The organism is Streptomyces sp. E-08, assembly GCF_049913095.1.
Taxonomy (GTDB): domain Bacteria; phylum Actinomycetota; class Actinomycetes; order Streptomycetales; family Streptomycetaceae; genus Streptomyces.
This window is the reverse complement of record NZ_CP183971.1, coordinates 6,372,339-6,386,993: the sequence shown is the minus strand read 5'-3', so window position 1 is coordinate 6,386,993 and position 14,655 is coordinate 6,372,339. Positions and strand designations below refer to the sequence as shown.

Annotated in this window: 2 protein-coding genes; both read right to left on the bottom strand. The window is 72.9% G+C overall.

All coding sequences use genetic code 11. From position 1 onward, the window contains the following. Positions 1-24: 24 nt before the first annotated feature. A complete protein-coding gene (gene fabV / locus ACN9MM_RS29430; RefSeq protein WP_426366741.1) occupies positions 25-1,224 on the bottom strand; it encodes an enoyl-[acyl-carrier-protein] reductase FabV in 1,200 nt (399 codons plus the stop codon). Continuing rightward, complete coding sequence (locus tag ACN9MM_RS29425) at positions 1,211-14,557, bottom strand: SDR family NAD(P)-dependent oxidoreductase (RefSeq protein ID WP_426366740.1); 13,347 nt, start codon at positions 14,555-14,557, stop codon at positions 1,211-1,213. Before ACN9MM_RS29425 ends, fabV begins: the two co-directional genes overlap by 14 nt. Positions 14,558-14,655: the final 98 nt, after the last annotated feature.

Below are 14,655 nucleotides of genomic sequence, written 5' to 3'. Positions count from 1 at the left end.
ACGCCCCTGGCCGGACTCCGGTGTCTACGACTCCGGCCAGGGCAGGTCGGTCGCGACCGGGACGGTGTAGTCGACGCCGGGTACGTCGAATCCGTACAGGGCACGGTACTGGGCCCGGAACCACGCGGTGTCGGCCGACGCGGTGACGGTCCCGGCGGTGGCCGACCGCCAGCGGTCGGCCACCGCCGCCTGCACCGGCTCGGACAGCTCCCAGCGATCGAGGCGGATGCGGCCGGAGTCGTCCACGTCGGGCCGGCGCGCGGTGAGCCGCTGCCACAGGTCGAGCGACTGCTCCACGGGAGACGGGAAACGGTCGCCCAGAACGCCACGGAGCAGGCTCACATAGAGCGGGATGCCCGGGATGGCGGTCAGCGCCTGGGTGACCAGGGCGCCGTTCACCGACGTGAAGGCACGGCCGTCCACCGCGGCCAGCCGCTCGGTCAGGGCGCGCGCCGTGGACTCCAGGTCGGCCTTGGCCGCGCCGATCGTGCCCCCGCGGTAGATCGCCGAGGTCAGCGGCGAGCCGATGTAGGTGAGGGCGACCGTGCGGAAGCCGTTCCGCAGCAGCCCGCGCTCGGCCAGCGCGGTGATCCAGCGGGACCAGTCCTCGCCGCCCATGACCCCCACCGTCGCGGCGGTCTCGGCCTCGGTCGCCGGGGCGACGGTGACCTCCCGCACCAGCGCGGATCCGTCGTCGGCGAACTCCAGGTTCCGGGTGGTGTGCGGTGCGCCGAGCGGCTTGAGCACCGACTGGTAGGTGGTGCCGCTCCGCGGATCGGTGCGCCGGGGCGCGGCGACGCTGTAGATCAGGTAGTCCAGGCCGCCGAACCGCTCGGCCAGCAGATCCAGCGTCTCCGTCTTCGTGGTGTCGGCGAAGGCGTCGGCGTTGCGGAACGAGAAGTCCGCCCCGAGCTCGCGGGCGATCGCGTGGGTGGCGATGGTGCGGTACCACCCGGCGCTCGCGCTGCGGTGCCCGGCCGGCCGTTCGAGGCCGATCCCCACGCCGTCGATGCCGTACCGCACCAGCCCCGCGATCGTGCTCGCCAGGCCGTAGCCCGAGCTCGACCCGATGACCAGCGCCGTCGGCCGCCGCGCCGGCGGCTTCTCCGGGGCCGGCACCTCGGCCCGCATCAGCTCCACACTGCGGAAGCATCCGACCGGATGCGCGTCGAGCAGCAGATAGCCACGTCCCGTCGGCTCCACGACGCGTTCAGACGGTGTCATCGGTGGGTGCATCATCGGCTCCTCCGCCGGATCGGTTGTCGAGCAGTGCCCGCTTGAGGTGCTGGACCAGGTCGTCCGGTGTCGACCGGTGGAACATCGTCGCGGTGTCAAGACGCACACCGGTCGCCGAGTCGAGGCGGTTCCGCAGGGTCAGGAGGGACAGCGAGTCGAAGCCGAAGTCGAGCAGGATCTGGTTCGGCCGCACCACGTCGGCCGGCTCAAGACCGAGCACCGCCGAGATCTGCGTGGAGATCAGGCCGGACAGCGTCCGGTCCTGTTCGGCCTCCGCCATCGACGCGAGCCGCTGCCGCAGCGACGTGACCGAGACCGCGCCTCCGCTCGCCGTGCGTTTGCCGGTGGTCCTGACCAGCGACCGGAACAGCGGCGGCAGCGCCTCCCCGGCCTCGGCCTGCCTGGTCAGCTCGGCCAGATCCAGCCTGGCCGGGATGTACACGGGTTCGTCCGCGCGGCAGGCGGTGTCGAACAGCGCGACGGCCTCACGCGCCCCCAGCGCACCCACTCCCGCCACTCCGCCACGGGAGGGAGCGTCGCCCTCCGTCCAAGGCCCCCAGGCCAGTGACACCGCGGGGGCGCCGCGCGCCCGGCGCCGTCGGGCCAGCGCGTCCAGCGCGGCCGCCGACGCGGACGTGGCCACGGATCCGGCACCACCGACGGGTCCGGCACCACCGACGGTTCCCGCCAGCGACGAGCACAGGACGAGGGTGGCGTCCCCGATCTCCTGGTCGAGGACCTCCGCGGCACCGACCGTCGCGTCCACCACCTCGGCGAGCCCGTCCGGGGCCGGTGCCGCGGACAGGGGCCCGTCGTGCGGCGGAGCCTGCGGAATGTGCACGGCCATGGTCAGCGGACGCCCCTCGGGCAGACGGCCGATCAGCTCCCGCAGCGCCGTACGGTCGGCAGGATCACACGCGGCGGTGGTGACGGCGGCACCCAGCGCGGTGAGTTCCGGGGCCGGCTCGGGGGCTTCGGCGCCGGTCAGCAGCAGATGCCGTACCCCGTGCACGGCGACCAGGTGCCGTGCCAGTCGCTCGCCCAGGGGCGTGGTCCCGCCGGTGATCAGCACGGTGCCCTCGTGGCCGGCGACCCGCTCCGTCGTGCTCGCCGGTGCGCCCGGGGCGAGCCGCGGCACCCTGACCCGACCCCCGCGCAGGGCCATCTGCGGTTCACCGGACATCACGGCCCGCGGCAGCGCACGCCAGGACGCCTCGTCGGCATCCACGTCGGCGAGGACGAACCGGCCGGGGTTCTCCGCCTGCGCGGCCCGGATCAGCCCCCACACCGCGGCACCCGCGAGGTCGGCGTCGGCGGGGTCGAAGGCCGGGACGGCGGCGGTGGTCAGGAACACCACGGTCGCCGGGGCGAGCCCTCCCTCCGCCGGCACCGCGTTCAGCCGGCTCAGGGTCTCCCGCACGGTGGCGGCCACCTCCGCGCCCGCCGGCACGGTGAACACCAGATGGTCCGGCACGTCCCCGTCGGCCTCGGCCAGGGCGTCGAGTCCGGGGTAGGCCCGGGCGGGCACGCCCGCGGCCGTCAGCCCGTCCGCGGCTCGGAGCGGATCCGCTCCCACGACGGCCCAGTTCGCCTTCCGGGGCGACGACTTCGCGCGATGGTCCACCCACGCCTCCCGGTGGAGCACGCCGAGTTGTACGACCCCGGCAGCCCGCAGCTCCCCGGGTTCGACGGGCGTGGTGCCGACGGTGAACTCGGCGACCGGATCGCCCACGGTGTCGGCCAGCTTCACCGACACCGAGCCGGCGCGGTCAGGGCCGATCCGCACCCGCAGGGCGGACGCGCCGACCGCGTGCACGGCGACTCCGTGCCACGACGTCGCCAGCCGGGGGCCCTCGGCGCACACCGCGTGGAGGGTGGCGTCGAGGAGGGCGGGGTGGAGGGTGAAGGCGTCGGGGTCGGTGGGGAGGGCGATCTCGGCGTACACGTGGTCGTCGCGGCGCCACATCCGCTGCAGCCCCTGGAACACCGGACCGTACTGGTATTCCTGGGCGGCAAGCGTCTCGTACGAGAAGTCCACGGGCCCTGCCCCGGCGGGGGGCCAGGCCGTGAGATCCCAGTCCGGGGACGGCGTCTCGGCGTCCAGGACGCCCACCGCGTGACACGTCCAGGACGTGGCCGTTCCCGTGTCCGGCCGCGCGTCGATCCGCACCGGTCGCGCACCGTCGCCGGTGGACGGCTCGCCCACCTCCACCCGCAGTCGTACGGCGCCGTGCTCGGGCAGGACGAGCGGAGTCCGCACGGTCAGCTCACGGACGCTGCCGCCGCCGACCCGGTCGGCCGCGTACACCGCCAGCTCCACGAACGCGGCACCGGGGAACACGAGGGTGCCGGCCACCTCGTGATCAGCCAGCCAGGGATGCGTGGCCAGGGACACCCGGCCGGTGAAGACCGTGCCGGCCGCGCCCTCGACGACAGCGCCGAGCAGCGGATGACCGGCCGCGGTCAGCCCGACCGCACCGACGTCACGACGGCCGGTGTCCGGGGTCAGCCAGTACCGCGTCCGCTCGAACGGATAGGACGGCAGGGTGACATGACCGCCACGGCTCCGGTCCGCCGGGTTCCAGCGGTCGACGGCCCCCGCTGTGAAGGCCTCTCCGGCCGACCGCAGGAAGCTGTCGAGGCCACCGTCGTGGCGGCGCAGCGTCCCGAGACCGCGGGCGGGCACGTCCGTAATGTCGATGGTCTCCTGCACCCCGGCGACCAGAACCGGGTGCGGGCTGCACTCGATGAAGGTGTCGAAGCCGTCCGCCAGCAACAACCGGGTGACGGCCTCGAACTCGACGGTTTCCCGGAGATTGCGGAACCAGTAGTCCGCGTCGAGTGCGGTGGTGTCGATCGGCTGCCCGGTGACGGTCGAGTAGAAGCGGAGGTCACCGGCTTGCGGGGCGATCGGCGCGAGCAGGTCCATGACGTTCTCGCGCAGTCGGTCGACGTGCCAGGAGTGGGAGGCGTAGTCGACGGGGATGCGCCAGGTGCGCACGCCCTCCGCCTCGAACACGGCCTGCAACTCGTCCAGAGCCCCCGCACTGCCGGACACCACAGTGGACACCGGGCCGTTGACCGCCGCGATCCCGACGTCACCACCCCACCGCTCCAGACGCGGCCGCACCTCCCCCACCGCCAGAGCGACCGACACCATGCCACCCCGCCCCGCCAAGACCCGGATCGCCTGACTGCGCAACGCCACCACACGCGCCGCATCCTCCAGCGACAGAGCCCCCGCCACACACGCAGCAGCGATCTCCCCCTGCGAATGCCCCACCACCGCATCCGGACGCACCCCATGCGCACCCCACAACGCGGCCAAAGACACCATCACCGCGAACAACGCCGGCTGCACCACATCCACCCGCGACAACAACACACCACCGTCATCGCTCAACAACACCTCCAGAAGATCCCACTCCACGAAAGCCGACAACGCCTTCGCACACTCCTCCAGACGAGCCCTGAACACCGGCGCCGTCGCATACAACTCCCGCGCCATCGCACCCCACTGCGACCCCTGCCCCGGAAACACCAAGACCGTCCTGCCGGACCCGGCACTCCCCGACACCGCACCCTTGGTGGCGGCGCCCTCGGCCAGCGACCTCAGACCCTCCAGCAACTCCTCACGTGTGGAGCCGACCACCACGCCACGCCGCTCGAACGTGGTGCGAGCGGCCAGCGTCGCCGCCACGTCCTCCACCGGCACCCCGGTGTCCGCGGCGGCCTCGGCGAGCTGCGCCGCGTGCGCCCGCAGAGCCTCCTCGCTCCGCGCCGACACCACCCACGCCACCGGCCCTACCGGCTCAGTCGACGGCACGGCTTCCGCCGGCGGCGCCTGCTCCAAAATCACATGAGCGTTCGTGCCACTGATCCCGAACGACGACACCCCCGCACGACGCGGCCGGTCCCCCGCATGCCACTCACGCGACTCCGTCAGGAGCCGAACTCCCCCGGCACTCCAATCCACATGAGACGTCGGCGCATCCACATGCAACGTCGCCGGCAGCACCCCACGACGCAACGCCTCCACCATCTTGATCACACCACCCACACCCGCCGCCGCCATGGTGTGACCGATGTTCGACTTCAACGAACCCAGCCACAACGGCCGACCCTCCGAACGCCCCCGCCCATACGTCGCCAACAACGCCTGCGCCTCGATCGGATCACCCAACCGCGTCCCCGTGCCATGCGCCTCCACCACATCCACATCACCCGCACCCAACCCCGCGTCCGCCAACGCCAGACGGATCACACGCTGCTGCGACGGACCGTTCGGAGCCGTCAACCCGTTCGACGCACCGTCCTGATTCACCGCCGAACCCCGCAACACCGCCAACACCCGATGCCCCCGCGCACGCGCCACCGACAGACGCTCCAACACCACCAGCCCCGCACCCTCACCCCAACCCGTCCCGTCCGCCGACTCCGCGAACGCCTTGCACCGCCCATCCGCCGACAACCCACGCTGCCGCGAGAACTCCACCAACACCCCGGGCGAGGACATCACGCTCACCCCACCGGCCACCGCCAGCGAGCACTCACCGCTCCGCAGCGCGTGAGCGGCCTGGTGCAACGCGACCAGCGACGACGAACACGCCGTGTCCACCGTCACCGCAGGCCCCTCCAGACCGAGGAAGTACGCCAGCCGACCCGACGTGACGCTCCCACTGGTACCGGTCAACAGCAGCCCGTCAGCCTCCGCCGAGCCCTCGTGCATCGGCGGCCCGTAGTCCTGGGACATGGCACCGATGAACACGCCCGTGTCGCTGCCGCGCAGCGAACCGGGCTCGATCCCGGCGTCCTCAAGCGTCTGCCACGCGGTCTCCAGGAGCAGCCGCTGCTGCGGGTGCATCGCCAGCGCCTCGCGCGGCGACACCCCGAAGAACCCGGCGTCGAACTCCCCCGCGTCGTCGAGGAAGTAGCCCTTGTCCACATAGCTCTTGCCGGTCCGTCCGGGGTCCGGGTCGAACAGGTTCTCCAGATCCCAGCCACGGTCGCGCGGCAGCCCGCCGACCGCGTCCCGCCCCGACCGCACGAGCTCCCACAGACCGTCGGGCGAGGCCACGCCACCGGGATACCGGCAGCCCATGCCGACGATGGCGATCGGATCGTCGTCCTCCGCCATGGCGGCCGCAGCCGCCGGAGCGACCGCCCGGGTGCTCCCGCCGAGCAGTTCCTCGCGCAGGAACGCGGCCAGCGCGGACGGGGTCGGCCGGTCGAACACCACGGTGGCGGACAGCCGCAGTCCGGTGACCTCGTTGAGCCGCTTGCGGAGTTCCACCGCGGACAGCGAGTCGAGGCCGAGTTCCCTGAACGCGACGGCCGGCTGTACCGAGTCGGCGCCGGAATGGCCGAGCACCGTGGCGGTGTGGGAGCGCACCAGATCGAGCAGCTCGCGGTCGACGTCCTCGGCCGGGCGGCCGGCCAGCCGGTCGGCGAGCGTCGACGCGGTCGCCGTGACGGCGGTCGCCGCGCGCCGCGCCCGGACCAGCCCGCGCAGCACCTCCGGCAGGGCCGACCGCGTGGCCTGCGCGCGCAGCCGGTCCAGGTCGAGTGCGACCGGGGCCGCGGTGGCCTCACCACGGGCGAACGCCGCGTCGAACAGGGCGACGCCCTCGTCCGACGGAAGCGGCTTCAGCCCGATGCGCGCCATGCGGGCGATGTCCGCGTCGTTCAGGTCGCGCGTCAGTTCGCTGCGCTCGCTCCAGAACCCCCACGCGAGCGAGGTCGCCGGAAGTCCGGCGGCGTGGCGGTACTGGGCGAGCGCGTCGAGGAACACGTTCGCGGCCGCGTAGTTCGCCTGGCCCGCGTTGCCGAGCGTGCCCATGATCGAGGAGAACAGCACGAACGCGGACAGCCCGAGGTCCCTGGTCAGGTCGTGCAGGTTCCACGCCGCGTCCAGCTTCGGCGTGAGCACGGCGTCGATCTTCTCCGGTGTCATCCCGGCGATCAGCCCGTCGTCCAGGGTCCCGGCGGCGTGCACCACGCCGGTGAGCGGGTGGTTCGCCGGGATTCCCGCGAGCAGGGCCGAGAGCGCGCCCCGGTCGGCCACGTCGCACGCGGCGACCATCACGTCGGCGCCCAGCCCGGACAGCTCGGCGACCAGGTCCGCGGCTCCCGGGGTGTCCGGTCCGCGCCGGGAGACCAGCAGCAGGTGCCGCACCCCGTGCTTCGTGACCAGGTGCCGGGCGAAGAGACTGCCGAGTGTTCCGGTACCGCCGGTGAGCAGCACGGTGCCGTCGGTGTCCCACCTCGACGGCGTCTCCGGCCTGCTCCGGCCCGCGGACTCGGGCCGTCCCGGCATGCCCCCGGGTTCCCGTGGGCCGTCCTGGGTACGCGCCCTGGCCAGTCTCGGCACCACGACCCGTCCGTCACGCAGCGCGAACTGCGTGGCGCCGCCGGCCAGCGCGGACGGCAGCGCGGCGAGCGAGTGGGCGGCGTCGTCCACGTCGACCAGGACCAACCGGCCGGGGTGCTCGCTCTGCGCGGAGCGGAGCAGCCCCCAGAGGGACGCGGTGGACAGGTCGGGTACGGGGTCGGTGGATCCGGTCATCACCGCGTGCCGGGTCACCACGACCAGCCGCGCCTCCCCGAAGCGGTCGTCGGACACCCAGGCCCGGACCAGGTCGAGCGCACGGTACAGCGCCGTGCGGGCGGCTGCCGGGACGTCCGCCGTCGGGTCCCCTTCGACGCACACGATCACGTCGGACGTGTCGTCGGGTATCGCGGACAGTTCGGTGAACTGCCGCGGGTCGACGCCGCCCGCCGTCGCCGAGCGCAGGCCGAACGGGTCGCGGCCGAGCAGTGCGAGCCGGGTGGGCGGTGCCGCGTCCGCCGACGGCGCGGAGGTCCAATCCAGGCACAGCAGGGAGTCCCGGTCGACGGCCGCGGAGCCGAGGTCCGCGAGGTCGGCGGGAAGCATGGCCAGCGACGCCACCTCGGCCACGGGCCTGCCGGCGCCGTCCGCCGCGCGCAGCCGTATCGCGTTGTCCCCCACGGTCGTCACCGACACGCGCAGCGCAGAGGCACCGGAGGCGTACAGCGCGGCACCTTCCCAGGCGTACGGCAGTCGTATCCGGCCGTCGTCGGGCAGGACCTGGCTCATCAGTGCCGCGTGGAGGGTGGCGTCGAGGAGGGCGGGGTGGACGGTGAAGGCGTCGGGGTCGGTGGGGAGGGCGATCTCGGCGTAGACGTCGTCGTCGCGGCGCCACATCCGCTGCAGCCCCTGGAACACCGGACCGTACTGGTATCCCTGGGCGGCGAGCGTCTCGTACGAGAAGTCCGCGGGCCGCGCCCCGGCGGGGGGCCAGGCCGTGAGGTCCCAGTCCGGGGACGGCGCCCCGGCGTCCAGGACGCCCATCGCGTGACACGTCCACGGGACGTCCGTGCCCGCGTCCGGCCGCGCGTCGATGCGAATCGGTCGTGCGCCGTCGCCGGTGGACGACTCGCCGATCTCCACCCGGATCCTGACCGCGCCCTGCTCGGGCAGGACGAGCGGGGTCTGCACGGTCAGCTCGCGTACGGTGCCGCAGTCGACCCGGTCGGCGGCGTGCACCGCCAGCTCGGCGAAGGCGGCGCCGGGCACCACGACGGTGCCGGCCACCTGGTGGTCGGCGAGCCAGGGGTGCGTGGCCAGGGAGATCCGGCCGGTGAGGACCAGGCTGCTCGCGCCCTCGGTGACCGCGCCGAGCAGGGGATGGCCGGCCGCGGTCAGTCCGACGGCGGCGATGTCACGTCGGCCGGTGTCGGGTTCGAGCCAGTAATGCGTCCGCTGGAAGGGGTACTTGGGAAGGTCGACATGACGACCGCCGTGCGGATGTGCGGGCATCTGGCGGCTGGTGGCACCGGCGGTGAACGCCGCGCCGGTGGAGCGCAGGAAGGCGGCCAGGTCGCCGTGGTGCCGACGCAGGGTCCCGATGGCGCGGGCCGGAGTGGGCGTGGTGTCGATGGTCTCCTGCACGCCCGGAGCCAGAACCGGGTGGGGACTGGACTCGATGAACACGTCGTAGCCGTCTTCGACGAGCAGCCGGGTGGCGGCTTCGAATTCGACGGTGCTGCGCAGGTTTCGGAACCAGTAGTCCGCGTCGAGTGCGGTGGTGTCGATCGGCTGCCCGGTGACGGTCGAGTAGAAGCGGACCTCGGCGGGCCGGGGACGGATCGGGGCCAGCAGGTCCAGCACCTGCTCACGGATCTCGTCCACGTGCCAGGAGTGGGAGGCGTAGTCGACGGGGATGCGCCAGGTGCGCACGCCCTCCGCCTCGAACACGGCCTGCAACTCGTCCAGCGCCCCCGCACTGCCGGACACCACAGTGGACACCGGGCCGTTGACCGCCGCGATCCCGACGTCACCACCCCACCGCTCCAGACGCGGCCGCACCTCCCCCACCGCCAGAGCGACCGACACCATGCCACCCCGCCCCGCCAAGACCCGGATCGCCTGACTGCGCAACGCCACCACACGCGCCGCATCCTCCAGCGACAGAGCCCCCGCCACACACGCAGCAGCGATCTCCCCCTGCGAATGCCCCACCACCGCATCCGGACGCACCCCATGCGCACCCCACAACGCGGCCAAAGACACCATCACCGCGAACAACGCCGGCTGCACCACATCCACCCGCGACAACAACACACCACCGTCATCGCTCAGCAACACCTCCAGAAGATCCCACTCCACGAAAGCCGACAACGCCTTCGCACACTCCTCCAGACGAGCCCTGAACACCGGCGCCGTCGCATACAACTCCCGCGCCATCGCACCCCACTGCGACCCCTGCCCGGGAAACACCAAGACCGTCTTTCCGGGCCCGGCGACCCCCGACACCACGCCGTCGCCAGGAGCACCCTCCGCGAGGGAACGCAGTCCCTCCAGCAACTCCCCGGGCGTGGCACCCAGCACCACAGCACGATGCTCGAACGGGGTACGCGCGGCCAGCGTCGCGGCGACATCCGCCGGCGCCAGGCCGGAACCGGCGGCCTCGGCGAGCTGTGCCGCGTGCGCCCGCAGAGCCTCCTCGCTCCGCGCCGACACCACCCACGCCACCGGCCCTACCGGCTCAGTCGACGGCACGGCTTCCGCCGGCGGCGCCTGCTCCAAAATCACATGAGCGTTCGTGCCACTGATCCCGAACGACGACACCCCCGCACGACGCGGCCGGTCCCCCGCATGCCACTCACGCGACTCCGTCAGGAGCCGAACTCCCCCGGCACTCCAATCCACATGAGACGTCGGCGCATCCACATGCAACGTCGCCGGCAGCACCCCACGACGCAACGCCTCCACCATCTTGATCACACCACCCACACCCGCCGCCGCCATGGTGTGACCGATGTTCGACTTCAACGAACCCAGCCACAACGGCCGATCCCCCGAACGCCCCCGCCCATACGTCGCCAACAACGCCTGCGCCTCGATCGGATCACCCAACCGCGTCCCCGTGCCATGCGCCTCCACCACATCCACATCACCCGCGCCCAGCCCCGCGTCCGCCAACGCCAGACGGATCACACGCTGCTGCGACGGACCGTTCGGAGCCGTCAACCCGTTCGACGCACCGTCCTGATTCACCGCCGAACCCCGCAACACCGCCAGCACCCGATGCCCCCGCGCACGCGCCACGGACAGACGCTCCAACACCACCAGCCCCGCGCCCTCACCCCAACCCGTCCCGTCCGCCGACTCCGCGAACGCCTTGCACCGCCCGTCCGCCGACAACCCACGCTGCCGCGAGAATTCGACGAGCATGCCCGGCGAGGACATCACGGTCACGCCACCGGCCACCGCCAAGGAGCACTCTCCGCTCCGTATCGCCCGGGCGGCCTGGTGCAACGCGACCAGGGACGACGAACACGCCGTGTCCACCGTCACCGCAGGCCCTTCCAGGCCGAGGAAGTACGCCAGCCGACCCGACGTGACGCTCCCGGTGTTTCCGGTGAGCACGTATCCGTCGACCCCGCCGTGTGGGGTGTCGAGCCGCGGGCCGTAGTCGCCCGCCATGGCACCGATGAACACGCCCGTGTCGCTGCCGCGCAGCGAACCGGGCTCGATCCCGGCGTCCTCAAGCGTCTCCCAGGCGGTCTCCAGGAGCAGCCGCTGCTGCGGGTCCATCGCCAGCGCCTCGCGCGGCGACACCCCGAAGAACCCGGCGTCGAAACCGGCGATGTCGTCGAGGAACCCGCCCTGCCGGACGTACGTCCGCCCGGAGGTCTCCGGGTCCGGGTCGAACAGGTTCTCCAGATCCCAGCCGCGGTCGCGCGGCAGATCGGAGACGGCGTCCCGCCCTGACCGCACCAGCTCCCACAGACCGTCCGGCGACGCCACGCCACCGGGATACCGGCAGCCCATGCCCACGATGGCGATCGGGTCGTCGGCGTCGCCGGCACGCGATGCCTGGACGCTCGGCGCTCCCTCCGCGTCGCCGTGCCCGGTGAGCTCCGCGTGCAGGAACGCCGCGAACCGGTCGGGGGTGGGGTGGTCGAACACCAGTGATCCCGGCAGGGCCAGACCCAGCTCCGAGGAGAGTCCGGCGCACAGCTCGACCGCGGTGAGCGACGTCAGGCCGAGATCCTTGAACGAGGTCAGCGGTGTCATGTCGGCCGCGTCGTAGCCCAGGACGGCGGCGAGGTGGGTGCGCACCAGATCGAGCAGGCCCGCCCGGTCGCGGACGGGTGCCGGCTCGGCGGCGGGTGCGGCCTCGCGCGCCTCACCGATCCAGTACCGGCGGCGCTGGAAGGCGTACGTGGGCAGCGCGACCCTGCGGCCGCCGTCAAGCAGCGGTGTCCAGTCCACCGGCGCCCCCGTGGCGTGCAGGGTGCCGAGCGCCCGGAGCAGGGTGCGGACCTCCGCGTGCCCGGCGCGCAGTGTGGACACCGCCGCCGGCGCCTGCTCGGCGAGGGTCTCCCGGGCCATTCCGGCGAGTACGGGGTCGGGGCCGAGTTCGAGGAATCGTGTGACGCCCGCGTCGTGCAGGGCGCGGATGCCGTCGGCGAACCGGACGGTGCCACGGATCTGGCGTGCCCAGGAGCCGGGGTCGGTCAGCTCGTCCGTGGTGGCGGGGCGTCCCGTGAGGTTCGAGATGACGGGGATCCGGGGAGCGTGAAAGGTCAGCCCGCGGAGGGCGTCGGCGAACTCGTCGAGCACTCCGTCGAGATGGTGGGAGTGGAACGCGTGGCTGACGTTCAGCCGCCTGGTCTTCACTCCCGCGGCGCGGAAGGTCTCCGCGGTCGCGAGCACCAGGTCGGCGTCGCCGGAGATCACCACCGAGCGGGGCCCGTTGACGGCGGCGACGCTCACCCCGGACGCGGGCAGGAGCGCCCGCACGTCGGCCTCGTCGGCGTTGACGGCCACCATCGCCCCGCCGGACGGGGCCGCCTGCATCAGCCGTCCGCGTGCCTCGACGAGCGTGCAGGCGTCGGACAGCGACAGCACCCCGGCGACGTGCGCGGCGGTGACCTCGCCGATCGAATGGCCGATCAGGTGCGTCGGATGCACGCCGAACGACTCCATCAGCCTGAACAGCGCCGTCTCCAGCGCGAACAGCGCCGCCTGCGTGTACCGGGTCCTGCCGAGCAGGTCCGCGTCGGACCAGACGGTCTCCCGCAGCTCTCGGCCCAGGGCCGGATCCAGTTCCGCGCACACCGCGTCGAAGGACCTGGCGAACACGGGGAACCGCGCGTACAGCTCCCGGCCCATGCCGGTCCTCTGCGCGCCCTGCCCGGTGAACATGAAGGCCGTCCCGCCCTCGGAGACCGTGTGGGACACGACGTCGGGCGCCGGGCGGTTCGCCGCCAGCGCGGCCAGTCCCTCGCGCAGCTCGGCGGGGTCCTCGCCGATGACGACGGCGCGGTGCGGGAGCGCGGCACGGGTGGTCGCCAGCGAGAACCCGACGTCGAGCGGGTCCGGTCCGTCCTGCGCGGCAAGGTGCCCGGCCAGCCGTTCGGCCTGGGCCCGCAAGGCCCGCGCGGTGCCGCCGGACAGGAGCCAGGGAACGGTACCCGCCCTCGCGCCGGTGCTCTCCACGGCCGGGGCCGGGTCGGGGTCCGGGGCCTGCGCGAGCACCAGATGGCAGTTCGTGCCGCCCATCCCGAACGACGACACACCGGCCACCCGCGGCTCGTCGCCGGGCCATGCGCGCAGCTCGGTGGCGACTTCCAGGCCTCGCTCGGCGAGGGGGACGTCGTCCGCCGGAGCGGCGAAGTTCAGGCTCGCCGGGACCTGGCCGTGCTGGACGGCCAGGGCCGCCTTGATGAGGCCGACGACGCCCGCCGCTCCCTCCGCGTGCCCCACGTTGGTCTTCGCCGACCCCACCACCAGGGGGCGGTCCCGGTCGGCGAAGACCGCGGCGAGCGCCGCCGACTCCACGCGGTCCCCCACCGGGGTGCCGGTGCCGTGCAGCTCCACGTATCCGACCTGGGCGGACCGCGTGCCGGCGTCGGCGAGCGCCGCCCGCAGCACGTCCTCCTGGCCCGCGCGGCTGGGCGTGGTGAGCTGCTCGCCGCCGCCGTCGTTGTTCACCGCGCCGCCGCGGATCACGCACACGACGTCGTGGCCGTACGCGTGGGCGTCCGCCAGGGGCATGAGCACCACCAGGCCGGCGCCCTCACCGCGGACGTAGCCGTTGGCGCGCGCGTCGAACGTGTAGCAGCGGCCGTCCGGGGACAGCGCGCCGAACTCGCTCGCGGTCGCGGTCGACTCCGGCGAGAGGATCAGGTTGACCCCGCCCGCGAGCGCCCACGCCGACTCTCCGCGCCGCACGCTCTCGTACGCCTGGTGCACGGCGACCAGAGCGGAGGACTGTGCCGAGTCCACGACGACGCTGGGGCCGGACAGTCCCAGGAAGAAGGAGATCCGGTTCGCGAGGACACCGCGCTGGAGCGAGGACAGGGTGAAGCTGTCGATCGCTCCCGCGCCCTGGTCTCGCACCAGTCCGGCGTAGTCGTCCCCCATCGCCCCGAGGAAGACTCCGGCCCGGCTGCCCCGCGCCGCCGACGGGTCGACTCCCGCGTGTTCGAGCGCTTCCCAGGCGAGTTCCAGCATCAGCCGCTGCCGTGGGTCCATCGCGGCGGCTTCGCGCGGCGACACCCCGAAGAAGCCCGCGTCGAAGTCCGCGACGCCGTCGATCAGTCCGGCCCTGGTCACCCGTGTGCCGACGTGGACGGCGCGGTCCGGGGGAACCTCACCGACGGCCTCCCGGCCGGCCGCGAGCAGGTCCCAGTACGCCTCGGGGGAGCTCGCGCCGGGAAGGCGGCACGACAGACCGACCACCGCGACGACGTCCTGACCACTCGTTTTCACGAAGTTCTCTGTCATGACAGCGGAATCTCACTCTGCTCTCGGGAAGGGTGGGCCCGGTCGGTGCCGCCGCTCGCAAACCTCTCGTCACAGCAATGAGACGAAGGTTGTAGAGG